The organism is Krasilnikoviella flava (genome assembly GCF_900167525.1).
GTDB lineage: Bacteria > Actinomycetota > Actinomycetes > Actinomycetales > Cellulomonadaceae > Isoptericola > Isoptericola flavus.
Genome location: NZ_FUZQ01000003.1, coordinates 526,813 through 549,722 on the forward strand (window position 1 = coordinate 526,813; position 22,910 = coordinate 549,722).

A 22,910-nucleotide genomic window follows, 5' to 3' on the forward strand; every position below is an offset into this window, starting at 1 on the left:
CTGCTACCCCTCGCCGCCGAGGATGCCGAGCGGGTCGCCGGCGTCGTCCGTCTCGCCGTCGGTCGGCTCGTCCGTCGGCGTCGGTTCGTCCGTCGGTGTCGCCCCGGCCTCCGGGCCGGTGGACACCACGATGCCGACGTGCGAGCTCACCTCGACCTCGGTGCCGCCCGGCTTCTCCTGCGAGACCACGAACCCGACGGGGACGTCGGCGGACGGGGCGAACGTCGTGTCGGGGACGATCTGGGAGTCACCCATGAGGGTCTGCGCCTCCTCGGCGCTCCTGCCCACGACGTCCGGCACCGTCGTCATCTCGGGCGCCTTCTCCTTGGCGATGACGATCGAGACCTCGCTCCGCTGGGTGACGGAACCGGGCTCCGGGCTCTGCCGGATGACGGTGCCGGCCTTCTCGTCGCTCTCCTCCGTGCTGGTGGACGAGCTGAGGTTGAGGTCGGTGATCGTCTCCTTGGCCTTGTCCTCGGTCATGCCCACGAGGTCCGGCAGCTTGACCCGGCCGGTCGACGTCACGATGGCGACGGAGTCGCCCTCGCTCGCCGCCTGGCCCTCCGCAGGCTTGGACTCGATCACGTGGTCCTGCTCCACGCTCCTGCTGTCCGCCTGCGACACGTCGCCGAGCTCGAGGCCCGCCTCCTGGAGCTTCGCCTCGGCCTCGTCCTGCGTGAGTCCGGCGAGCTCGGGGACGGCGACGGTGTCCGGGCCGGCGGAGAACGTGACCGTGACGGTGGAACCGCGCTCCACCTCGGCGCCGCCCTTCGGGTTCTGCCCGAGGAAGGTGTTCTCCGGCTCGGTGGACTCGGTGTCCGTCGCCTGCTCGTAGACGAGCCCCGCGGCCTTGATGTCCCGCTCCGCCTCGGCGGGGGTGACGTTGGCCTGGAGCTCGGGCACGGTGGTCTTGGCCTCGGCGCCGTTCATGACGACGAACGTGATGATCGCGGCCAGCGCGACGGCGCCCACCGCGATGAGCGTCCACATGAGCCCCTTGCGGCTCTTCTTCTCGTCGTCCGGCTCGGCACCGTTGGCGCCCTGGACCCCGGTGGTGCCCCACTGGGACGTGCTCGCGGGGTCCATCACCTGGGTGCCGTTGCCCGGGCTCATGACCTGGGTCGCCGCGGCACCGGCCATGGCCGCGCCGACGAGGGGCGCCGTGACGTCCCCGCCGCGGAGCGCGTTGTCGAGGTCGGCGCGGAACTCCGCGGCCGTCGAGTAGCGCGCGTCGCGGTCCTTGGTGAGGGCTTTGAGCACGATGCGGTCGAGCACCTCGGGCACGTCCGACGCGAGCTCGCTGGGGCGCTGCGGCGCCTGACCGACGTGCTGGTAGGCGACCGCGACCGGGGAGTCGCCCATGAACGGCGGGCGCCCGGTGAGCAGCTCGAACAGCACGCAGCCGGTGGAGTACAGGTCGCTGCGCGCGTCCACGGTCTCGCCGCGGGCCTGCTCGGGCGACAGGTACTGGGCCGTGCCGATGACGGCGTGCGTCTGCGTCATCGTCGCAGCGGAGTCCGCCATGGCGCGCGCGATGCCGAAGTCCATCACCTTCACCGCGCCGGTGGGCGTGATCATCACGTTGGCGGGCTTGATGTCCCGGTGCACGATGCCGGCCTGGTGCGAGTACTCGAGGGCGCTGAGGATGCCCGCCGTGATCTCGATGGCCTCCTCGATCGGCACCGCCGCGCCGTCCTGGAGGATGTCGCGGACGGTGTGGCCCTCGACGTACTCCATGACGATGAACGGCACGTGCACGGACGCGCCCTGCGTGTCCGTGTGCGTGTCCTCGCCGGTGTCGTAGACCGCGACGATGGCGGGGTGGTTCAGCGCGGCGGCCGACTGCGCCTCCCGACGGAACCGTGCCAGGAAGGACGGGTCGCGTGCGAGGTCGGACCGCAGCACCTTGATCGCGACGGTGCGACCCAGACGCGTGTCGTGCCCGATGTGCACCTCGGCCATGCCGCCGCGGCCGATGAGCTCACCGACCTCGTAACGGCCCGCGAGTACCCGGGGCGTGTTGTCCACCACTCAGAAGTCCTTCTCGGTCATGGCCGTGCGCGGGGCGCGCGGCGTGTCTCGGAGCATCATCCCAGAGGAGGGAGGCGCACCCGTGCGGGAGGAGCGGGAGAGCGCGAGGACCGGCCCCGCCAGGAACGCCGCGGCCTGACCGGCCTGACCCTCGGCGTCGGCCGCCATAGCCTGCACGACGGTGGCGAGCAGCAGCACGACGAGCAGGCCGAGCAGTGCGAGCAGGGGCCAGGAGAGCCGCCCGAGCGGGCCGAAGCGCTGGCCCGTGGACGTCGACGTCCGGCGCCCGCCCTGCTTCGCCTCCGGGGCGGAGCGGGCCGCCGAGCGGCTGCGCGTGCCGGCCGGACCGGGCTGGGCCTTGCGCACCGCGGGGCGGCGCGCGTCGTGGCCGCCGGCGTGGACGTCGCGGCGCAGGGGGTAGGACCGGCCGGCGGCGGTGCCGTCGACGGGCGTCTGCGGCGTGAGCTCGTCCTCCGGCGTCGCCGGCGCGGGCTCGGCGGCCGCCGCACGCTCGTCGGCGGGCGGCGTCACGGACGCCCAGGCGACGGGCATCGCGGCCGACGCCGGCGTGGCAGGGCCGGCGGGGCGCGGCGGCGCGGGAGCGGCGTGGGCGGGGACGGCCCGCGCGGGTCGGGCGCCCTGGCGTGCCGCCGCGACCCGGCGGGCGGACCGCGACCGGGCGCCGAGCGGGTCCTCCGCGATCTCGCGGGCGAGCGACTCCAGCTCTCCGGCGAGGGAGGCGGCCGACTCGGGGCGTCGCGCCGGGTCCTTCTCGAGCATGCGCCCGATGACCTCGGCGAGGCCCGGGTGCACGTGCGTGGGCAGCGGCGGGACGGGCGCGTTGACGTGCGCGACCGCGATGTCGACCGGCGTCGAGCCCGTGAAGGGGCGCTTGCCCGCGGTGGCCTCGTAGGCGACGACGCCGAGCGCGTAGAGGTCGGACGCCGCCGTCGCGGCCTGCCCCACCGCCTGCTCGGGCGACAGGTACTGGGCCGTGCCCATGACCATGCCGGTGGCCGTCATCGGGGCCTGGTTCGCGGCGAGGGAGACGCCGAAGTCGGTGATCTTCACATTGCCGCCGTGCTCCAGCAGGATGTTCCCCGGCTTGACGTCGCGGTGAACCACCTTGGCCAGGTGCGCGTGGTGCAGGCCCCGCGCCGTGGCGGCGAGGATCGGGAGCAGCTTGCGAGGCGCGACGACGGGCTCGCGCTCCAGCAGGTCGGCCAGCGGCTCGCCCAGCACCAGCTCCATGACGAGGAAGCCCGCGCCGTCCTGCTCGCCGTAGTCGTACATCTGCGCGATGTTCGGGTGCGACAGGGCCGCGCTGTTGCGCGCCTCCGTGCGCAGGCGGCGCAGGAAGTCCTCGTTGCCGGTGTACTCCTCGCGGAGCACCTTCACGGCGACCTCGCGGCCCAGGTACCCGTCGTCGGCCACCCAGACCTCGCCCATACCGCCGATGGCGATCCGGCGCGTGAGGCGGTACCGCTCGCCGAGCGCGAGCCCCGTGTTCGGCCTCATCCGTTCAGCACCGCTTCCATGACGGCCTTCGCGATGGGTGCGGCCACGGCGCCGCCCGTGGCCTCGGACGTGCCCACCGTGCCGCCGTTCTCGACGACGACGGCGACCGCCACCTGCGGGTCCTCCGCCGGCGCGAACCCGGTGAACCACACGTGCGGAGGCGCACCCTCGCCGTGCTGCGCGGTGCCGGTCTTGCCCGCCACCGTCACGCCGGAGATCTGCGCCGACCTGCCCGAGCCGTCCTCCACGACGCCGATCATCATGTCGGTGAGCTGGTTCGCCGTCTCCTGCGAGATCGCGCGGCGGACGCTCGTGGGCGACGTCTCGCGCACCACCTCGAGCTGCGGGTCGCGGACCGTGTCTACCGAGTACGGCTGCATGACCTCGCCGCCGTTCGCGATCGCGGCCGTGGTCACGGCGACCTGCAGCGGCGTCTCCCGCACGTCCCACTGCCCGATGGCTGCCTGGGCCACGAACGCCGGGGCGAACGCGTCGCTCGGCTCGGGGAAGATGCTCGCGTCGGTGTTGAACGGGACCTGGAAGGGCTCGTTCCACCCGAACGCGTTCGCCTGCTCGTACAGGGCGTCGCTGCCGAGGTCCACCCCCAGCTCCGCGAACGCGGTGTTGCAGGAGATGCGCAGCGCGTCGGCCAGGCTCATCTGCCCCGACGACGAGCAGGACGTGCCGCCGTAGTTGCCGATGCTCCGGTCGGTGCCCGGCGGCTGGTAGGTGTCGGGCGCGTCGATGGAGGTGTCGGCGTCGTAGTCGCCGCTCTCGAGCGCCGCGGCCGCCGTCACCAGCTTGAACGTCGAGCCCGGGGGGTAGGTCCAGTTCGTGGCGCGGCTGTTCAGCGGCTTGCTGTCGTCGTTGAGCAGGTTCGTGTAGGCCTCTCCTGCCTCCTTGGTGGAGTGCGACGCCAGGTCGTTGGGGTCGAACGACGGCTTGGAGACCAGGGCGAGGATCGCGCCCGTCTTGGGGTCGAGGGCGACGGCGGCGCCGCGCTGGTCGCCGAGGGCGTCCCAGGCCGCCTGCTGCGCCTTCGGGTCGATGGTGAGCTCCACGGAGGAGCCCTCCGGGTCCCGCCCGGTGAGCAGGTTCTGCAGGCGGTCCACCCACAGGGCGTCGGCCTGCCCGTTGAGGAAGTCGTTCTCCGTGTTCTCGATGCGGGTGGTGCCGTTCGCGAGCGAGAAGAAGCCGGTCAGGGGTGAGTACAGCTTCCCGTTCGTGTACTCGCGCTGGTAGCCGAACTCGTCGTCGACGGGCTTGGACAGGGCCACCGCCTCGCCGCCCACGACGATCGGGCCGCGGGCGCGGCCGTACTCGGCGTAGATCGAGCGGATGTTGCGGGTGTCGCTGTTCAGCTCGTCGGCGTGGAAGAACTGGATCCACGTGGTCGACACCATGAGCGCCAGGAACATGACCATGACGACGCTCGCGAGCCGGCGCAGGGTCGTGTTCACAGGTGCTCACCTCCAGTCGTTCCTCGGGGATCGTCGCGGCGCGGGTCGAGCGGGCCGCTGATCGCCTCGGTGGGGTGCGACGGCGTCGAGCCGCGCGACGGCGCGTCCGCGGCCGATCGTCGGACGGGGACGCCGCCGCCCGGCGTCGTCCCGTCGTGCGCGCCGACCACGATGGGGTCGTGCATCGCGCCTCCGCCCTGCGCGACGGTGCCGCGCATCGGCAGTGCCGACGGGCGCCGGGCGTTGTCGGAGACCCGCAGCAGCAGCGCGATGACGATCCAGTTGGCGAGCAGCGACGACCCGCCCTGCGCCATGAACGGCAGTGTCAGGCCGGTGAGCGGGATGATGCGCGTGATGCCGCCGACGACGACGAAGAGCTGCAGCGCCATGACGAACGCGAGACCGCCGGCCAGCAGCTTGCCGAAGCCGTCGCGCACGGCGATCGCGGTGCGCAGGCCGCGCTGCACGATGAGCAGGTACGTCAGCAGGATGGCGAGCAGGCCGGTGAGGCCGAGCTCCTCGCCCAGCGACGAGTAGATGAAGTCGGAGAAGGCGTACGGCACGAGGTACGGGTAGCCCTCGCCCCAGCCCGTGCCGAACAGGCCGCCCGCCGCCAGCGCGAACGTGCCCTGCACGATCTGGTACGACCCGCCGACCGCGTTGTACAGCTCGTTGTCGAACGGGTGCAGCCACACGTCCATGCGCGCGCCGACGTGCGGGAACACGCTCGCGGCGACCAGGGCGCCCGCCGCGAACAGCACGAGGCCGATGAGCACCCAGCTGAACCGTTCGGTGGCGAGGTAGAGCATCGCGACGAACAGCCCGAAGAACAGCAGCGACGTGCCGAGGTCGCGCTCGAAGACGAGGACGGCGAGGGACGCGGCCCACACGATGATGATCGGGCCGAGGTCGCGGATGCGGGGCAGCTGGAGGCCGAGCACCTTCTTGCCGGCCAGCGCCAGCGTGTCCCGGTTGGTCACGAGGTAGCCGGCGAAGAAGATCGCGAACGCGATCTTGGCGAACTCGGCGGGCTGCAGTGAGAAGCCCGCGATGTTGACCCAGATGCGGGCGCCGTTGATCTCCCGTCCGATGACGGGCAGCAGCGGCAGCACGACGAGCCCGAGGCCCACCAGCATCGCCGTGTACGTGAGCCGGCGGATCCACCGGTGGTCCCGCAGGAACCAGATGATGAGGATCGCGATGCCCGCGCCCAGCGCGGTGTACATCATCTGGGACCAGGCGTCGGCGCCCTTCGTGTCGGCCAGCTGCAGGCGCAGGATCATCGCCAGGCCGAGCCCGTTGAGGAGCACCACCGCCGGCAGGATCACCTGGTCTGCCCAGGGCGCGCGGAGCCGGAGCACGACGTGCGCGGCGACGCCGATGCCCGTCAGGAGCAGGCTGACCGGCCAGAAGTCGGACGGGAGCTCGCCGGTGACGCTCCGGCCGACCATCGCGAACGCGGTGATGCCGGCGGCCAGGGCGAGGATCAGCAGGAACAGCTCGGCCAGGCGAGCGGGCCGGCGCTCGGTCGGCTCGACCGTGCGCCCGGCAGGAGCCTCGACGGCGGCGCTCACCCCTTCGACCCCCCGCCGGCCTCGGTGTCGGCGGCCTGCTCGGTGTCGGCGGGCTTCTTCGTCGCCGTGTCCTTCGACGGTGTGGCGGAGGGCGTGCTCTTGGGGCTCGCGGAGGGGGTGGGGGACGGCGTCGGCTCGGGGGCGGCCTCGGCGATGAGCCGGTCCGCGCGCTCGCGAGCCTCGGCCTCCGACGACGCCCGGATGGACCCGTCGAGGCGCTCCGACCAGTAGTCCGGCAGGTCGGAGACCGGCGTGCCGGTGAGCTCCACCGGGGTGGAGAGGGTGAGGGGGCCGGCGCTGGCCGGGATGCCCTGGAACACGGCGACCTCGCCGTCGGCCACACCGACGTAGTACTGCTGCTGCGTCCAGCCGTAGGCGCGCCACAGGCCGTACCCGACGCCGCCGAGCACCACGAGCACCACGAGCAGCGTGATCCACGGGTGGCGCTTGCGCTCGGGCCGGGCGTCGTCGTCCTCGTCGTCCTCGTCGTCGCCGCCTGCGGCTGCCGCGCTCCCGTCCGCCGACGCCGGGTCGTCGCCCGGGTCCTCGGCGGGGGTCGCGAGGACCGCGGGGAGTTCGCCCGTCGCGGCAGCGCCCACGACCTGCGGCATCGTGGCGCCCTCGACCAGGTCCGCCGGCGCGCTCGCGACCTCCTCGGCCGCGGGTGCGGCGTCGTCCTCCACGACGTCGGCGACGATCACCGTGATGTTGTCGGTGCTGCCGGCCGTCATGGACAGCGTGATCAGCAGGTCGGCCGCGTCGTCGGGCGACGGCGTCTCGGCGAGCACCTCGGTGATCTGCTCGGTCGAGACGAAGCCGGACAGGCCGTCGGAGCACAGCAGCCAGCGGTCGCCCGCCCGGGCCTCGCGGACCGACATGTCGGGCGTGAGGTCGACGTCGAAGTCGCCCAGCACCCGCATGACGACGTTGCGCTGCGGGTGGTGCTCGGCCTCCTCCGGCGAGATGCGGCCGGTGTCGACGAGGTGCTGGACGAACGTGTGGTCCACCGTGACCTGCGTGAGGCGGCCGTCGCGCAGCAGATAGGCGCGCGAGTCGCCGAGGTGGGCCATCACCAGCGTGGTGCCCGTGTGCAGCAGGGCGGTCACGGTGGTGCCCATGCCGACCAGCTCGGGATCCGCGTCGCTGACGCGCACCAGGTCCTGCCGGGCGCGCTCCACGGTGTGCTCGAGCTCGGACAGGGCCTCCTCGGGGCCGTGCTCGGTGCGGTCGAGCGGCGCGAGCGCGGCGATCGCGAGCCGCGACGCGACGTCGCCGCCCGCGTGCCCGCCCATGCCGTCGGCGACGACCAGGAGGTGTGGCCCGGCATACGCGGAGTCCTGGTTGTTGGAGCGCACGAGCCCGACGTCGGACCGCGCGGCATAGCGCAGGGTGAGGGTCACGGAGCGGTCACCCCTGGAGCTCGACGACGGACTGGCCGATCCGGACACCGACACCCGGCGCCAGCGGCTGCGGTCCCGACACCTGGGTGTCCCCGATGAAGGTGCCGTTCGTCGACCCGAGGTCCTCCACGTACCACTGGTCGCCCTGCGGGAAGATGCGGGCGTGCCGCGACGACGAGTAGTCGTCGTCGAGCACGAGGGTGCAGCCCGGCGAGCGACCGATGAGGATCGACGCCGTGGACAGCGGGAGCGTGGTGCCGGTCAGGGGGCCGGAGGTCACGACCAGGCGCGTGGGTCCGGAGCGGCGGGCCGGTGCGGGAGCCGCCGCGGCTCCTGCGGACGCGCCGGCGGTAGCCGGTGCCGCCTCGGCGCGACGACGCTCCGCGCGGGAGGCGCGCGGGGCGCCGCGGGGCGACAGGTCGCGGCGCAGCACCGCGATCGCGGAGAGCACGAACACCCAGAGCAGCACCAGGTAGCCCAGCCGCAGCAGGGTGATCGTCAGCTCACTCATCCTGGGGAGATCACCAGCCTTCGTTCTGCTGGCCCGAGGCACTGCCGGTCCAGAACATGATGCGGGTACGGCCGATGGTCAGGGTGTTGCCGTCGAGCAGGGTGGCCGCGGGCACCTGGTGGCCCTCGACGAACAGGCCGTTCGTGGAGCCGAGGTCGGTCGCGACGACGCCCTCCGGCGTCACGCGGATCTCCAGATGGCGGCGGGAGACGCCCGGGTCGTCCACGACGATGTCGGCCTCGGCGTCGCGGCCGATGACCGTGACGGGGCCGGTGAGCAGGTACCGCTGACCGTCGATGTCGATGAGGGGGTGGCGCGTGGACGGCGCCGCCGACGTGGCCGGGGCGACGTTGCCGCGCACCGTCGCGGAGCGCAGCTGGAAGCGGCCGCCCGACAGGTCCTCGTGCTCCTCGAACGACACGCTGACAGGGCCCACGAAGGCGTAGTGCTGCGAGGCCGCGTACTCGGTGAGGTTCGTCGCGAGCTCGTCGGCCATCGTCTCCGCGCCCCAGGCGTCGATCTGGGAGAAGTCGGCCGACGACAGCTCGATCGTGAACTCGTTCGGCACGACCGTACGGTCGCGCCCGACGACGGCAGCGCGGTCGTCGACCTCGCGTCGCAGGCGACTCGCCAGCTCGACCGGCTTGATCTCGCTGTTGCGACCCACCTTCGCGAACGCGTTGTTCATCACGCGCTCCACGCTCTTCTCGAAGCGATCCAGGGCGCCCATGCCACCTCCTTCCCTATGCCCGACACGTCCGCGGGCAGACTATCTAGATCGTAGGCAGCGCCGCAGCACCACTCCTCCGCGCGGTGTGGATTTCCTGCGAACGCTCGGCGCAGAAGCGGAACCGGCAGGTCACGTCACGGTGACGGCCGCCACCCTGTCACCTGCGGCGGGACAGCGCTCCCGGGGCGTCCCGCCTGGCTCACGACAGCGATTGGGGGGCAGCCCTTGCGCCGTGCTAATCTTCTGCGGCACGCGCGAGTGGCGGAATAGGCAGACGCGCACGGTTCAGGTCCGTGTGCCCGAAAGGGCGTGGGGGTTCAACTCCCCCCTCGCGCACGTGAAGGGGTTCCCGGTTTCTCGGGGACCCAGATGGCGGAAAGTCCCGACCGAGGTCACCTCGGTCGGGACTTTCGTCGTTTCTGAGGTCGACGGCTGCCACGACGCGCTCCCTGGGCGTACGCCCCCGGGCGCGGGTTTCGACGCGACCGACCAGCGGTCACGTCTTCAGAACAGCTGTGCAACAGCGCGTTGTACAAGTCCGCGTCCGTCGACCAGACCCCGTGGAGCCGCCTTCCCGTACCCTCCGACACCCCTCAGTCGGAGTCCTGTGCGATCTCGGTGGGGACGTCCTCGGGCAGCACGAGCTCAAGGGGCGCAGGGAGTCAGGTCCTCCCGGTGGGCCGGGAACCCGCGCTCAGCGCAGCCTGCGGAAGAATCCGCGGATATCGCCGACCAGCAGGTCGGGCGCGTCGTGCGCCGCGAAGTGGGAACCGGTGTCGTAGACGTTCCACGACACGATGTTCTTGTGGTCCCGCTCGGCGAACGCGCGGATCGAGTGGAAGTCCCAGGCGAAGTTGGCCAGCCCCAGCGGCACGGTGGTCGGCTCGGTCGGCTTGTCCGTGGCGTGGAAGTCCTCGTAGTAGAGGCGTGCGGACGACGCCGCCGTGTTGGTGAGCCAGTAGATCATCGTGTTCGTGAGCACGTAGTCGGGGTCGAGGTTCGGGCCGAGCAGCTGCGCGTTCCAGCCGAGCTGTCCCACCGGCGAGTCCGCGAGCGCGTGCGAGAGGGTCTGCGGGGCGGTCGACTGCAGCTTGTCGTACGCACCGCCGTTCTCCAGCCACCACGCCAGGAACTCGACGTTCTTCTGGTCCTCCGGCGACAGGTTCTCCAGCTCGGCGGGATCGCCGGACGGGAACGAGAAGACCTGGGTCACGTGCACCCCGAGCACGTGGTCGGGGTCGCAGCGTCCGACCTCGGGCGAGATGAGGGAGCCGCCGTCGTTGCCGTGCGCGCCGTACTGCTCGTACCCGAGGCGGTGCATCAGCTCGGCCCATGCCTTCGCGATCCGGTACCGGCTCCAGCCCCGGTCGGTGGTGTGGCCCGAGAAGCCGAAGCCGGGCACCGACGGGATCACCAGGTGGAACGCGTCGGCCGGTTCGCCGCCGTGAGCCCGCGGGTCGCTCAGGCGGTCGATCACGTCCAGGTACTCGACGACCGTCGTCGGCCAGCCGTGCGTCAGCAGCAGGGGGGTCGCATCCGGCTCGGGGGAGCGGACGTGCATGAAGTGCACGTTCTGCCCGTCGATGGTCGTGGTGAACTGTGGGTACCGGTTGAGCCGCGTCTCCCAGGCGCGCCAGTCGTACTCCTCGCGCCAGCGCCGGACCAGGCCCTGCAGGTACTCGAGCGATACGCCGTAGTCGCCGCCGCCGTCGGGCAGCTCGTTGGTCCAGCGCACGCGGGAGAGGCGCTGGTCCAGGTCGTCGAGGTCGGCCTGGGGGATGTCGATGCGGTACTCGTTGATGTCCATGTATCCAACTCTGGGCGCTTATGAGGAAGAGTTGCTTCCTCATGGCGTGCGAATCTTGGGCCATGTTGAAAACCTCTGCGCGGCTCTTGCGTCTGCTCTCGCTCCTCCAGCTCCCGCGCGACTGGACCGGTGCCGAGCTGGCCCAGCGGCTCGGGGTGAGCGGGAGGACGGTGCGCACCGACGTCCAGCGCCTGCGCGACCTCGGCTACCCGGTCGTGGCCACGCGCGGGAACGTGGGCGGCTACCGTCTCGGCGCCGGTGCTGACCTGCCGCCGCTGCTGCTCGACGACGACGAGGCGGTAGCGGTCACCGTCGGACTCCGTACGGCGACGGGCGGCGCCATCGCGGGAATCGAGGAGTCGTCGCTCCGGGCTCTGGCCAAGCTGGAGCAGGTGCTGCCCTCCCGGTTGCGCCGCAGGGTCAGCACGCTGCAGACCTATACGGTGCCTGTGCCCCGCGACGACACGGGACCGACCGTCGACACGGAGGTCCTGACGGCGCTCGCCGCCGTCTGCCGCGACCGCGAGCGGCTCCGGTTCGACTACGCGGACCACTCCGGCGCGGCCACCCTGCGCGCCGTCGAGCCGTACCGGCTGGTGAGCTGGGGCCGCCGCTGGTACCTCTTCGCGTGGGACCTGGACCGGGACGAATGGCGGATCTTCCGTGTCGACCGGATCCGGCCGCGCATCCCTACCGGCCCGCGGTTCGCCCCGCGCGAGCTGCCCGACGACGTCGCGGCGTACGTGTCGAGCCGGGTCTCCGCCGCCGCCTGGCGGTACCGGGCGCGGGTCACCGTGCACGCCCCCGCCGAGGTCGTGGGCGAACGGATCAGCCCGGCGGTGGGCGTCGTCGAACGCGTCGACGAGCACACGTGCGTGCTGGACACCGGAGCCGACACCGTGGAGACGCTCGGCGCGTACCTGGGACTGCTCGACGCGGACTTCGACGTCACCGGCCCGCCGGAGCTCGTCGCACACCTCCGCCGTCTGACCACGCGCTACGCGCTCGACCCCACCCACCCCCGACCGGCGAGTGCTGGACCACCCAGCCGACGCCATGAGTACCGACTGATGCCCGACGGCTGAAGGTGTGCCTCGAGGGCCGATCAGGGTGTCTCGGTCAGGGTCTCCTGGCCGGGACTTCATGCGTTCCGGCGGGCGGCTCACGACGCCAGGGGATGCCGGGCACCAGATCGAGCCTGGGCGCGGTAGCGGCTCGGGCGCACCCCGTACTCCCGGGTGAACGCGGCGCTGAGCGCGTAGGAGTTCGAGTAACCCACCTGCCGTGCGATGGACTCGAGGGTGTCGTCGCCTTCCTGCAGGAGGTCTGCCGCCAGGCACAACCTCCAGCCGGCGAGGTAGGAGATGGGCGGCTCCCCCATCGCGTCGGCGAAGCGGCGGGCGAACGTCGCCCGCGAGACCTGCGCCCGGCGCGCGAGCGACTCGACGGTCCACTCCTGCGCCGGGTCGGCGTGCAGTGCCCTGAGCGCAGGGCCGACCACGGGGTCGCCGGCGGCTGCGTACCAGGCGGGGGCGGGGGTGTGGGGCAGGGCGAACCAGTCCCGCAGTGCCCCGATCAGCAGGATGTCCAGCAGCCGGTCGAGCACGGCCTGCTGTCCGGGCTCCTGGTGCTCGAGCTCGCTCTCGAGCAGGTCCAGCGCGCGCCCTCTCTGCTGCGCGCGGGGGACCACGAGCACCGGCGGCAGCGCGCCGAGCAGGCGCTCGGCGATGCGGCCCGAGGCCCGGAAGGCGCCGGCCAGCATCGCGTGCCCGGCGACCAGTGGTGATGTGTCGCCCTCCCCGCCGAGGCCGAGACGCTCCTGCTCCAGGAGACGCCCCGACGCGTCGTCGCGGACGCCGTCCGCGGTCAGGGCGCAGGTGGGGTCGCCCCCGCCCTCGCGGTCGCTGGCCACGACGGCGCTCCCGTGCCCGGTGAGCACCGCGAGGTCCCGGGTGCCCAGGTGGATCGGGTCGGCGTCGTCGTGCAGGACCCACCCTTCGCCCCGGAGCATCGACACGACGGTGATCGTGGAGCCGGCCTCGACGCAGACCGACCACGGCGCGGTGAGCACGTTCTGCCCGATGAGGGCGCCCGAGGCGCGGAGGTTGTCGAGCACTTCCGTCAGCGTGTCCACCTCTCCGAGATTAGACGATGACGTATCCATTCCAGCGTTCCGACCATTCGTCGTCTCGCTCACGGGGTGTGGACTCGTCCCGTACCGCGGAGCACCCGCCTGGCACGACGCACCCGGCGGGCTCCGCACCGCTCCCGTCACCTCGGAGGTACTCGATGACCGTCGACCAGCCGCCCACCCCGGGATCCGCCCTGTGGGTCCTCGCGCACCCGCGCCCCGACTCCCTCAACGGCCACCTGTTCCGCGCCGGCGTCGAGGCGCTGTCCCGTGACCACGACGTCGCGACCTCGGACCTCTACGCGCTGGGCTTCGACCCCGTGCTCGGTGCGCGGGACCTGGGCGACCTCGCGGACCGCCCCGGCAACCTGGCCGCGCTCGCCGGCGAGGCCTACGCCCGCGGCCAGACGTCGCCGGACGTGCGGGCGGAGCACGAGAAGATCGCCCGCGCGGAGCTGCTCGTGCTCCAGTTCCCGCTGTGGTGGTACGGGCCGCCGGCGATCCTCAAGGGATGGCTGGACCGCACCTTCACGGACGGTTTCGCCTACGACACCGAGCTCGATCCCGCGCACGGGCTGCCGCGACGGTACGGCGACGGCGGCCTCACCCGGCGCAAGGCGCTCGTCGTCGTCACCGTGGGCGAGGACGAGCGGACGCTGGGGCCCCGCGGCATCAGCGGGGACCTCGATTCCCTGCTGTTCCCGCTCACCCACGGCGCGCTCTGGTACGTCGGCATCGAGGCCCTCGACCTGCACGTCGTGCACGACGCCGACACCCTGGACGCCAAGGGCGCGGCCCGCGAGGTGAGCCGGCTGCAGGAACGGCTCGCGGGGATCGACACCGAGCGTGCCCGGCCGTTCCGTCGCCTGCGCGACGGCGACTACCCCTCCGCCCTCAGGGCGCTGCACCCGGACCTGCTGCCCGGCCGCACCGACCTCGGCATCCACCGCGTCGAGGCCCCGGGGAGCCTCGACGTCCCGGCCTGACGCCGGATGCACGAGAAGGGTGCTCCGGGTGTCGATCGGGGCCCGGCCCGTTCGACCTGGGAGTGACAGCAGCGAGACGGCACCCCGACAGGAACGGAACCATGGCACGCGAACTCGTCTACACCGGCTTCATCACTCTCGACGGCTCCGTCGACTCTCCCGGCGGGACGGCCGAAGGTCATCCCGGGGGCGGGTGGGTCTTCGACACCGAGTTCGTCCCCGAGGCGTACTCCCTGAAGGTCGAGGAGCTCGAGGAGACGACGGCCCTCCTGTTCGGTCGTCGCAGCTACGAGGCGTTCTCCGCCGTCTGGCCCGCGTCCGCCGACCATGCGGCCTACAAGGTCCTGCCGAAGTTCGTCGCGTCCTCGACGATCGGCGACGACGAGCTGGTCGAGGGCTGGGGGCCGACGACGATCCTGCGCAGCACGGAGGACGTCGCCGACCTCAAGAGGACCGACGGCGGGCCGATCTTCATCCACGGCAGCGCGGCGCTCGCGCGCCGGCTGGGCGAGGCGGGCCTCGTCGACCGCTACCACCTGCTGATGTTCCCGTACCTCCTCCCCGGCGGGAAGACGATCTTCGGCGATCGCGGCGCCGACCGTCGCACCCTGTCGTTGCGTGAGTCGGAGGCGTACGCGAACGGCGTGGTCAAGCTCGTCTACGACGTCCGGCACTGACGGCCCGGCGGCCGTCCCCTCCAGGGCGCCCGGGCGTGACCGGTCCTAGACTCGTGGACCGCTGCCGACGAAGGCGATCCGGCGTCGGAGCATGTCAGGACGCGGTTCTCCCCCACCCAGGAGGCAGTGATGCGCTCGGTGCTGGCAGCGGGGCGGCGCCACTCGGTCGCCCGTCGCGCGGACGGGACGGTCGCGGCCACGGGGCACGAGGGCGCCGGGGAGTGTCGCGTGGAGGGGTGGCGCGACGTCGTCGCGGTGGCCGCGGGGAACGTCCACACGGCGACCAACACGGGCCGGTCCCACACCGTCGGGCTGGTGGCGGACGGCACGGTGCTGGCGACGGGGTGGAACGGGGACGGCCAGTGCGACGTGGCCGGTTGGGGCGACGTCGTCGCCGTCGCGGCAGGCTGGCGGCGCACCCTCGCCCTGCTGGCGGACGGCACGGTGCTGGCGGCCGGCCGGACCGCCGAGGGTCAGTGCGAGGTGTGGCCGTGGCGGGAGGTCGTGAGCATCTCGTGCGGCGACTGGCACTCGGTCGGGGTCCGGGCGGACGGCCGCGCTCTGGCGGTGGGCAGCGACCGCCGAGGTCAGAGCGCCGTCGAGGGGTGGCGCGACCTCACGGACGCCGCCGCCGGCTACCTCCACACCGTCGGCCTGCGGCGCGACGGGCGCGTGGTCGCGACGGGCGACCGCGCGACGGGGGCGTGCGACGTCGACGCCTGGGAGGACGTCGTGGCGCTGGCCGCGGGCAGCCGTCACACGGTCGGGGTCACGGCGTCCGGCCGGGTGCTCGCCGCGGGCGACGACGCCCACGGGCAGTGCGACGTCGCCCGATGGCGGGACGTGGTCGCCGTGGCGGCGGGCTCGTCCCACACCCTCGGCCTGCGTGCCGACGGCACGGTCGTGGCGGCGGGCCTCCACGACGACGGCCGGTGCGACGTCGGTTCCTGGACGGGGGTCGGGCCGGGGCCCAGGATGACCCCATGACCGTGCCCGCCGGTGCGCCCGACGTCGTCGAGATCGCGTGCGACGAGTCCGGGTTCTCCGGGACGAACCTGCTGGACCCGGCGTCGCCGGTGATCGCGCACGCGGGGGTGGACCTGTCGGAGGCGGAGGCGGCCGCCGTGCTCGGCACGCTGCGGTCGCGGTTCAACCATCGTCGGACGGCGGAGCACAAGGCCCACCTGCTGCTGCGGCCCGGGCAGCCGGAGGCGGTCGCGTGGTTCGTCGCGGAGCTGGCGGGCCGCTCGACGGTGCACGTCGTCGACAAGCGCGACCACGTCGCCGGCCGCATGCTCGACCTGCTGTCGGGCGAGCCGTCGTACCTCGACGGGACGCGGCTCGGGCGCGACCACGGCCCCGCGGCCGCGGTCCTGCGGGAGCGGGCCGACGTCCTCGCCGCGTTCGTCGCGATGGTGCACCTGAAGCACCGGCGCCGGCCGGACCCGGCTGCGGTCGGCCGGTTCCTCGCCCTCGTCCCGGACGTCGTGCGGGACGGCGTGACAGCGCTGGCCGGCCTCGAGCGGCGGGACGTCGTCGCGGTCCTGGACCGGCTGCTCGACGGCGACCCGGCGGTGCCACCGCCGCTCGAGCCGCTGGTCCCCGCGCTCGCCGAGACCGCACTGCGCTGGAGCGAGGGCCGCCGGTCGGCCGCCGTCGTGCACGACGAGCAGAGCGCGCTCACGCCGCAGCGCACCGCCGTGCTGGCCGCGAGCCTCGCCGCGGGGGTGTCGCCGGCGCCGCCGCCGCTGCTGGGCGTGCGGCAGGTGGACTCCCGCCGCGACCCGCGCGTGCAGGTGGCGGACCTGCTCGCGGGCCTGGCGCGGCGTGACGCGCTGCGGTCGGCCGCCGTCGGGCGCTGACCCGACTCCCTGTCGGTCGCTCGCGGCGACCAATGTCCGCCCAGGGGTTGCGCACCGGGAAACCGGTCCCTTACGGTCAAGAAACCGGTTGCTGTGATCTGTTCGTGACCAACGAGGGTTCGACAGCGGACGCCCGCCCGGCGCGGAGCGGCCCGAGGCACCGGCTGCAAGTCCCGCGTTCGACGACGAAGGTGAGGCAGCAACGATGAGACGCACAGCAGCGCGACGACTCCTGGCGGCGGGGGTGACGACATCCCTGGCCGCGGCGATCGGCGTGACCGCCCTGACGCTCCCCGGCGCCCAGGCCGCGACCGGCAGCGCCACGGGATTCGCCACCCAGAACGGCGGCACGACGGGCGGTGCGGGCGGCGAGGTCGTGCGGGCCACGACCGGTACCCAGATCCACGAGGCCCTGTGCGGCCGCGCGGCCGACGACACCCCGATCACGATCGAGGTCGAGGGCACGATCAACCACGGCAACACGAGCAAGGTCTCCGGGGACAGCTGCAACACCGCGGACGGTGTGATCGAGCTGAAGCAGATCAGCAACGTCACGCTCGTCGGCGTCGGCAACGGCGCCACGTTCGACCAGCTCGGCATCCACATCCGTGAGGCCAGCAACATCATCATCCAGAACGTCACGGTGAAGAACGTGAAGAAGTCGGGCTCCCCGACGTCGAACGGGGGCGACGCCATCGGCATGGAGTCGGGAGTCTCCAACGTGTGGGTGGACCACGTGACGCTCGAGGCGTCGGGCGGCGAGTCGGAGGGCTACGACGGCCTCTTCGACATGAAGGGCGACACGACGTACGTGACGCTCTCCTACAGCATCCTGCGCAACTCCGGCCGCGGCGGGCTCGTGGGCTCGGGCGACAGCGACCTGGACAACGGCCCGGTGACCTACCACCACAACCTCTACGAGAACCTCGACTCGCGCGTCCCCTTGCTGCGCGGTGCGACGGCGCACGTCTACAACAACCACTACAGCGGCATCAACGAGTCGGGGATCAACGCCCGCGCCGGCGGCAAGGCGAAGGTCGACAACAACTACTTCCAGGACTCGAAGGACGTGCTCGGCACGTTCTACACCGACCTGCCCGGGTACTGGCAGGTCGCCGGGAACACCTTCGACAACGTCACGTGGTCGGAGCCGGGCGAGGACAACAACCCCGCCGGCCCCAACCCGACGTCGACGACCACGGTCAGCATCCCCTACTCGTACTCGCTCGACGACGCGGACTGCGTGCCGGACGTCGTCGCCGAGACCGCGGGCGCGAACACCGGCCTGAAGGTCTCGGACGGCTCGTGCGAGGCGCAGACGCCGGACCCGACCGATCCGCCGACTGAACCGACGGACCCGCCGACCGAGCCCACGGACCCGCCGACGGACCCCACGGATCCGCCGGCCGGCACCAACCTCAGCCTCGGCGCGGGCGCGGACGGCTCGACCAAGGCGTCGGGCAGCAGCTTCGGCAACGTGACCGACGGCAACCTGAGCACCTTCTGGTCGCCCTCGAGCACCACGGGTCGCGTGTCCGTCAAGTGGGCCACCCCGCAGACGGTGGCGCAGGCCAAGGTCGTCGAGGCGGCCGGCTCGGAGGGCACGATCACCGCGTTCCGCATCGTCAACCACGACAACGGTGCGGTGCTCGCGACCGGTAGCCGTGCGGGCGTCGTCAACCTGCCCGCGACGACGCTGAGCAAGCTCGACCTCGAGATCACCAGCGCCTCCGGCACGCCGAAGGTGGCCGAGCTCGAGACGTACGCCGGCCAGGGCTCGCCGGACCCGACGGACCCCACCGACCCGCCGACCGACCCCACCGACCCGGACCCGACCGACCCGCCCACCCCGAGCGGCGAGGTGATCTACGCGGCGCCCGACGGCTCGGCCGGCGCGGCAGGCACCGAGGCCGACCCGACGACGGTCGCCGCGGCGATCGCCGCCGTGGAGCCGGGCGGTGCGATCTACCTGCGCGGCGGCCAGTACGACGAGGCCGACACGCTCACGATCGAGCCGGGCAACGACGGCACGTCGTCGGAGCGCACGCTCCTGTCGGCGTACCCGGGCGAGACGCCGGTGCTCGACTTCTCCGCGCAGGCGGAGGACTCCGCCAACCGGGGCCTCGCCATCGGCGGCAACTTCTGGCACGTGTACGGGATCACCGTCCAGAACGCCGGTGACAACGGCATCCTGCTCGGCGGCGACGACAACGTCATCGAGCGGGTCGTGACCCGGGGCAACGCCGACACCGGCCTGCAGATCGCCCGCCTGGTCGCGGGGGCCCCGAAGGCGGAGTGGCCGGCGGACAACCTGGTGGTCAGCTCGGAGTCGTACGACAACGCCGACTCCGACGGCGAGGACGCGGACGGCTTCGCGGCCAAGCTGACGGTCGGTGAGGGCAACGTGTTCCGCGACTGCGTGTCCCACAACAACATCGATGACGGCTGGGACCTGTACGCCAAGACCGACACCGGCCCGATCGGCGTCGTGACGATCGAGGACTCGCTCGCCTACGAGAACGGGACCCTGTCGGACGGCTCGCAGGCCGGGAGCGGTGACCGCAACGGCTACAAGCTGGGCGGCGAGGACATCCCCGTCGACCACGTGATCACGGGCAGCATCGCCTACGAGAACGGCAAGCACGGCCTCACGTACAACAGCAACCCGGGCTCGATCACGGTCTCGGACAACGTGAGCATCGGCAACGAGGAGCGCAACTTCAACTTCGACGAGGGCAGCCACTCGTTCAGCGGCAACGTGTCCTGCGACAGCGGCTCGAACGACCGGATCGTCGGCGACGACGACGGCTCCAACCAGTTCTGGTCCGGCTCCAACGGCTCCGCGTGCGCCGCCTACGCGGGCGACCTGGACTGGTCCTTCGCCGCCGACGGCACCCTGGAGGTGACGTTCGGCTGACCTGATCCCCCGCTCGACGCCCCCGGCCGTGCCGGGTGCGGCGTCCCTGACCCGGCCGGCCCGTCGACCCCCTCCGACGGGCCGGCCGGCCCGTGTCCAGGAGCGGGCGGCACGCCGTCCGCTCAGCTCGCGACCATGGCATCCTGGCCGGGTCCTGATCGTCGAACCCGGGAGAGCAGATGAGCGACGGTGCCGGTGGTGGGCGGAGGTCGCCGGTCCTCGGGTCGCTCGGCATGCCCGACAGCATCCGAGCGCGCGTCCTGGTGACGCTGCGCGAGGCGATGGTGGCGGGCGAGCTCGAGCCCGGCGCGATCTACTCGGCGCCCGCGCTGGCCCAGCGCCTGGGCGTCTCGGCGACCCCCGTGCGCGAGGCGATGATGGAGCTGACGCGCGAGGGTCTCGTCGAGACGCTGCGGCACCGCGGCTACCGCGTCGTGGCGCTGGGCGACGTCGCGCTCGAGGAGATCCTGCAGATCCGGGAGCTCGTCGAGGTACCCACCGTGGGCCGGGTCGCCGCCCTCGCGACCGCCGCGCAGGTCGAGGCGCTGCGCCCGCTCGCCGACCGCATCGACGCCACCGCCGCCGCGGGCGAGCTGCAGGCGTTCGTCGCCGCGGACACCACCTTCCACACCGAGGTGCTGGCGATCGCCGGCAACGAGCGGCTGGTCGAGGAGGTACGCCGACTGCGCGGGATGTCGCGGCTGCTCGGCCTGCAGAAGCTGCACGAGGAGGGGCGTCTCGCGGCGACCATCTGTGAGCACCACGAGCTGCTCGACCTGCTCGCGGCCGCCGACGCGCCGGGCGCGGAGGCGTGGATGCGCCGGCACCTGCAGCACGTGCGCGACATCTGGTCGGGGCGCGGCGACGCCGTGTCGGAGCCCGCGGACCGGGGCACGGTCGGCGCCGGCTGACGCGGTCCGGGCCCGCCCATGGATCGGATGGGCCTTGCGCTCAACCTGGGTGCAATTGTACGTTGCACGCCATTCGAGGCCCGTACCGTTGCGGGCCGGACGGGAGCGGCGCGTGACCTCGCAGCAATCCACGATCGGCAAGCCGGCCACGAACCTCCGGGTCCTGGTGGGCAGCCTCTCCGGCAGCGCGATCGAGTGGTTCGACTTCTTCCTCTACGCCACCGCGGCTGCCCTCATCTTCGACAAGCAGTTCTTCCCCACCGACGACCCGGCGATCTCGCTGATGCTGTCGTACCTGTCCCTGTCGCTGACCTTCTTCATCCGGCCCTTCGGCGGCATCGTCTTCTCCCACATCGGCGACCGGATCGGGCGCAAGAAGACGCTGGTCATCACGCTCTCCCTGATGGGCGGGGCGACGGTCGCGATCGGCCTGCTGCCCACGTACGCCCAGGTCGGGGTGCTCGCCCCGGCGCTCCTCATCCTCTGCCGGGTCATCCAGGGGCTCGCGATCGGCGGCGAGTGGGGCGGAGCCCTGCTGCTCGCCTACGAGTACGCGCCGAAGCACCGCCGCGGCTTCTTCGGCTCCGTGCCGCAGACCGGCGTGACCATCGGCATGCTGCTCTCGACGATCGCGTTCGCGCTGGTCAGCTCGCTGCCGTCCGAGTCGTTCGAGTCCTGGGGCTGGCGCCTGCCGTTCATCGCGTCGGTGGTGCTCGTGTTCGTCGGCCTGTGGATCCGCAAGGGCCTCGCCGAGACGCCCGCCTTCCGCGAGGCCAAGGAGAGCGGCAACGTGGCCAAGCTCCCCATCAAGGACACGCTGCGCGACCACTGGCGGTCCGTGCTGGTCGCCGTCGGCGCCAAGGTCGTGGAGACCGGGCCGTTCTACATCTTCGCCACGTTCGTCGTCAGCTACGCGACCGGGACGATCGGCATGCAGCAGTCCGTGGTGCTCAACGCCGTCAGCGCCGGCGCGTTCGTCAGCACGTTCGCGATCCTGGCGATGGGCCGCCTCTCCGACCGGTTCGGCCGGCCGCCCGTCTTCCTCGGCGGCACCGTGCTCATCGCGCTCTTCGCAGCGCCGTTCTTCCTGCTCCTCGACCTGCGGGTGGACTGGGCCGTGTACGCCGCTGTGGTGATCGGGCTGGGGATCGTGTGGCCGCCCGTCACGGCGACCCTCGGCACGCTCATGTCCGAGACGTTCACCACCCGGGTCCGGTACACCGGCGTGACGCTGGGCTACCAGATCGGCGCCGCCCTGGCCGGCGGCACCGCGCCGCTCCTCGCGACGTGGCTGCTGTCGCGGTTCGACGGCGCCTGGTGGCCGATCGCCGCCTACATGGTGGGCCTGGCGCTCGTCGCGCTCGTCGCCGTCTCCCTGTCGGGCCGCGTCGTGCGGTCCGAGCGGGCGCGGATCGCGGCCCGCGAGGCCCGCGAGGCGGTGGCCGCGTGACCGGCCTGACGTTCGTCACCGCCGAGGAGGTGCGCCGCCGCGTCCGGCCCGACGACGCACGCCGGCTGGTCGAGCGGGCGCTGCGCGACGGCTTCGACCCGGCAGCCGACCCGGCGCGGTCGTCCGTGCCCGCCGGCACCGGGCACCTGCTGCTCATGCCGTCGGTGCTGGGCTGCTGGGCCGGCGTCAAGGTCGCGTCCGTGGCGCCGGGCAACCCGGCTCGCGGCCTGCCGCGCATCCAGGCGACCTACCTGCTGCTCGACGCCGACACGCTCACGCCGCGCCTGCTGATCGACGGGTCGGCGCTCACCGAGCTGCGCACGCCGGCGACGTCCGCGGTCGCCGCCGATCACCTCGCCGCGCCGGACGCGCGCCGGCTGGTCGTCTTCGGCGCGGGCCCCCAGGCGGTCGAGCACGCGGTGGCGATGGCGGCCGTGCGCGACCTCGACGACGTCGCGCTCGTCGGTCGCGACCCGGCGCGGCGGTCGGCCGCCGTCGAGGACCTCGCCGCGCGCGGTCTCCCGGCCCGCGCCGGGAGCCGGGACGACGTCGGCGACGCCGACCTCGTCGTCTGCGCGACGTCGGCGGGCACGCCGCTCTTCGACGGCGCGTTGGTGCGCGACGGCGCGTGCGTGGTGGCCATCGGCTCGCACGAGCCGGACCGGCGCGAGCTCGACGCCGGGCTCATGGGCCGGTCGCGCGTCGTGGTCGAGGACCGCGCGACCGCGATGCGCGAGTGCGGAGACGTCGTCCTCGCCGTCGAGGAGGGCGTGCTGAACCCGGACGCTCTGGTGCCGCTGACCGACGTCGTGCGCGGCGGCCGCCGGGCGACGGACCGGCCGAACGTCTTCAAGGGCTCCGGCATGTCGTGGCAGGACCTCGCCGTCGCGGTGGGGGTCGCGGAGCTCGGCGCCGATCCCGGCCGGGACTGACCGCCGGCGACGC

Annotated in this window: 18 protein-coding genes and 1 tRNA gene; 10 read left to right on the forward strand and 9 right to left on the reverse strand. The window is 72.7% G+C overall.

Going from position 1 to position 22,910, the window contains the following annotated elements:
* Positions 1-3: 3 nt before the first annotated feature.
* From pknB to B5Y66_RS10390, 7 genes are read right to left on the reverse strand one after another with little or no spacing between them, the layout of a single operon-like run.
* A complete protein-coding gene (gene pknB, locus B5Y66_RS10360) occupies positions 4-2,031 on the reverse strand; it encodes a Stk1 family PASTA domain-containing Ser/Thr kinase (RefSeq protein WP_245807042.1) in 2,028 nt (675 codons plus the stop codon).
* Complete coding sequence (locus B5Y66_RS23135; RefSeq protein ID WP_079574133.1) at positions 2,032-3,549, reverse strand: serine/threonine-protein kinase; 1,518 nt, start codon at positions 3,547-3,549, stop codon at positions 2,032-2,034.
* The gene (locus tag B5Y66_RS10370) at positions 3,546-5,009 is read right to left on the reverse strand and encodes a peptidoglycan D,D-transpeptidase FtsI family protein (RefSeq protein WP_079574135.1); all 1,464 of its coding nucleotides are present in this window, start codon (positions 5,007-5,009) and stop codon (positions 3,546-3,548) included. The genes B5Y66_RS23135 and B5Y66_RS10370 overlap by 4 nt, the downstream gene beginning before the upstream one ends.
* A complete protein-coding gene (locus B5Y66_RS10375; RefSeq protein ID WP_139820827.1) occupies positions 5,006-6,583 on the reverse strand; it encodes an FtsW/RodA/SpoVE family cell cycle protein in 1,578 nt (525 codons plus the stop codon). Before B5Y66_RS10375 ends, B5Y66_RS10370 begins: the two co-directional genes overlap by 4 nt.
* The gene (locus B5Y66_RS10380) at positions 6,580-7,983 is read right to left on the reverse strand and encodes a Stp1/IreP family PP2C-type Ser/Thr phosphatase (protein ID WP_079574137.1); all 1,404 of its coding nucleotides are present in this window, start codon (positions 7,981-7,983) and stop codon (positions 6,580-6,582) included. Before B5Y66_RS10380 ends, B5Y66_RS10375 begins: the two co-directional genes overlap by 4 nt.
* Before the next feature lie 7 nt (positions 7,984-7,990).
* Entirely contained in the window at positions 7,991-8,494 is a 504-nt protein-coding gene (locus B5Y66_RS10385) for an FHA domain-containing protein FhaB/FipA (protein ID WP_079574139.1), read from the reverse strand.
* Between the two features lie 10 nt (positions 8,495-8,504).
* Positions 8,505-9,224 carry an FhaA domain-containing protein gene (locus B5Y66_RS10390; RefSeq protein ID WP_079574141.1) on the reverse strand — a complete coding sequence of 240 codons (720 nt, stop codon included), beginning with the start codon at positions 9,222-9,224 and terminating at the stop codon, positions 8,505-8,507.
* A 252-nt stretch (positions 9,225-9,476) separates the two neighbouring features.
* Here B5Y66_RS10390 and B5Y66_RS10395 point away from each other — a divergent pair.
* A tRNA-Leu gene (locus tag B5Y66_RS10395) sits at positions 9,477-9,560 on the forward strand.
* A gap of 358 nt (positions 9,561-9,918) precedes the next feature.
* Here B5Y66_RS10395 and B5Y66_RS10400 read toward each other — a convergent pair.
* A complete protein-coding gene (locus tag B5Y66_RS10400; protein ID WP_079574143.1) occupies positions 9,919-11,031 on the reverse strand; it encodes an epoxide hydrolase family protein in 1,113 nt (370 codons plus the stop codon).
* A 62-nt stretch (positions 11,032-11,093) separates the two neighbouring features.
* Between B5Y66_RS10400 and B5Y66_RS10405 the strand changes: the two genes are divergently transcribed.
* Entirely contained in the window at positions 11,094-12,116 is a 1,023-nt protein-coding gene (locus B5Y66_RS10405) for a helix-turn-helix transcriptional regulator (protein WP_079574145.1), read from the forward strand.
* Positions 12,117-12,193: 77 nt separating this feature from the next.
* On the opposite strand, the gene B5Y66_RS10410 is transcribed toward B5Y66_RS10405, so the two are convergent.
* A complete protein-coding gene (locus B5Y66_RS10410; protein ID WP_079574147.1) occupies positions 12,194-13,165 on the reverse strand; it encodes an AraC family transcriptional regulator in 972 nt (323 codons plus the stop codon).
* Between the two features lie 155 nt (positions 13,166-13,320).
* Here B5Y66_RS10410 and B5Y66_RS10415 point away from each other — a divergent pair, with 155 nt between their 5' ends.
* From B5Y66_RS10415 to B5Y66_RS10450, 8 genes are all read left to right on the forward strand, one after another.
* Entirely contained in the window at positions 13,321-14,148 is an 828-nt protein-coding gene (locus B5Y66_RS10415; RefSeq protein WP_079574149.1) for an NAD(P)H-dependent oxidoreductase, read from the forward strand.
* A 101-nt stretch (positions 14,149-14,249) separates the two neighbouring features.
* Positions 14,250-14,825 carry a dihydrofolate reductase family protein gene (locus B5Y66_RS10420; RefSeq protein ID WP_079574151.1) on the forward strand — a complete coding sequence of 192 codons (576 nt, stop codon included), beginning with the start codon at positions 14,250-14,252 and terminating at the stop codon, positions 14,823-14,825.
* 129 nt (positions 14,826-14,954) lie between these two features.
* The gene (locus tag B5Y66_RS10425) at positions 14,955-15,812 is read left to right on the forward strand and encodes an RCC1 domain-containing protein (protein ID WP_079574153.1); all 858 of its coding nucleotides are present in this window, start codon (positions 14,955-14,957) and stop codon (positions 15,810-15,812) included.
* Entirely contained in the window at positions 15,809-16,687 is an 879-nt protein-coding gene (locus tag B5Y66_RS10430) for a hypothetical protein (RefSeq protein WP_079574155.1), read from the forward strand. Before B5Y66_RS10425 ends, B5Y66_RS10430 begins: the two co-directional genes overlap by 4 nt.
* Before the next feature lie 205 nt (positions 16,688-16,892).
* Complete coding sequence (locus B5Y66_RS10435) at positions 16,893-19,604, forward strand: pectate lyase family protein (RefSeq protein ID WP_079574157.1); 2,712 nt, start codon at positions 16,893-16,895, stop codon at positions 19,602-19,604.
* Positions 19,605-19,837: 233 nt separating this feature from the next.
* Positions 19,838-20,515, forward strand: a complete 678-nt coding sequence (locus B5Y66_RS10440; RefSeq protein ID WP_217700774.1) for a GntR family transcriptional regulator — start codon at positions 19,838-19,840, stop codon at positions 20,513-20,515.
* A 112-nt stretch (positions 20,516-20,627) separates the two neighbouring features.
* On the forward strand, positions 20,628-21,965 hold the full coding sequence (locus tag B5Y66_RS10445; RefSeq protein WP_079574160.1) for an MFS transporter: 1,338 nt from the start codon (positions 20,628-20,630) through the stop codon (positions 21,963-21,965).
* On the forward strand, positions 21,962-22,897 hold the full coding sequence (locus B5Y66_RS10450) for an ornithine cyclodeaminase family protein (RefSeq protein ID WP_079574161.1): 936 nt from the start codon (positions 21,962-21,964) through the stop codon (positions 22,895-22,897). The genes B5Y66_RS10445 and B5Y66_RS10450 overlap by 4 nt, the downstream gene beginning before the upstream one ends.
* Positions 22,898-22,910 lie beyond the last annotated feature (13 nt).

Bases quoted from the DNA above. Each gene is read 5' to 3' on its own strand.
- B5Y66_RS23135 (WP_079574133.1), bottom strand. From the start codon at position 3,549: ATGAGGCCGAACACGGGGCTCGCGCTCGGCGAGCGGTACCGCCTCACG.
- B5Y66_RS10385 (WP_079574139.1), bottom strand. From the start codon at position 8,494: ATGAGTGAGCTGACGATCACCCTGCTGCGGCTGGGCTACCTGGTGCTG.
- B5Y66_RS10390 (WP_079574141.1), bottom strand. From the start codon at position 9,224: ATGGGCGCCCTGGATCGCTTCGAGAAGAGCGTGGAGCGCGTGATGAAC.
- B5Y66_RS10400 (WP_079574143.1), bottom strand. From the start codon at position 11,031: ATGGACATCAACGAGTACCGCATCGACATCCCCCAGGCCGACCTCGAC.
- B5Y66_RS10405 (WP_079574145.1), top strand. From the start codon at position 11,094: ATGTTGAAAACCTCTGCGCGGCTCTTGCGTCTGCTCTCGCTCCTCCAG.
- B5Y66_RS10415 (WP_079574149.1), top strand. From the start codon at position 13,321: ATGACCGTCGACCAGCCGCCCACCCCGGGATCCGCCCTGTGGGTCCTC.
- B5Y66_RS10420 (WP_079574151.1), top strand. From the start codon at position 14,250: ATGGCACGCGAACTCGTCTACACCGGCTTCATCACTCTCGACGGCTCC.
- B5Y66_RS10425 (WP_079574153.1), top strand. From the start codon at position 14,955: ATGCGCTCGGTGCTGGCAGCGGGGCGGCGCCACTCGGTCGCCCGTCGC.
- B5Y66_RS10430 (WP_079574155.1), top strand. From the start codon at position 15,809: ATGACCGTGCCCGCCGGTGCGCCCGACGTCGTCGAGATCGCGTGCGAC.
- B5Y66_RS10435 (WP_079574157.1), top strand. From the start codon at position 16,893: ATGAGACGCACAGCAGCGCGACGACTCCTGGCGGCGGGGGTGACGACA.
- B5Y66_RS10440 (WP_217700774.1), top strand. From the start codon at position 19,838: ATGCCCGACAGCATCCGAGCGCGCGTCCTGGTGACGCTGCGCGAGGCG.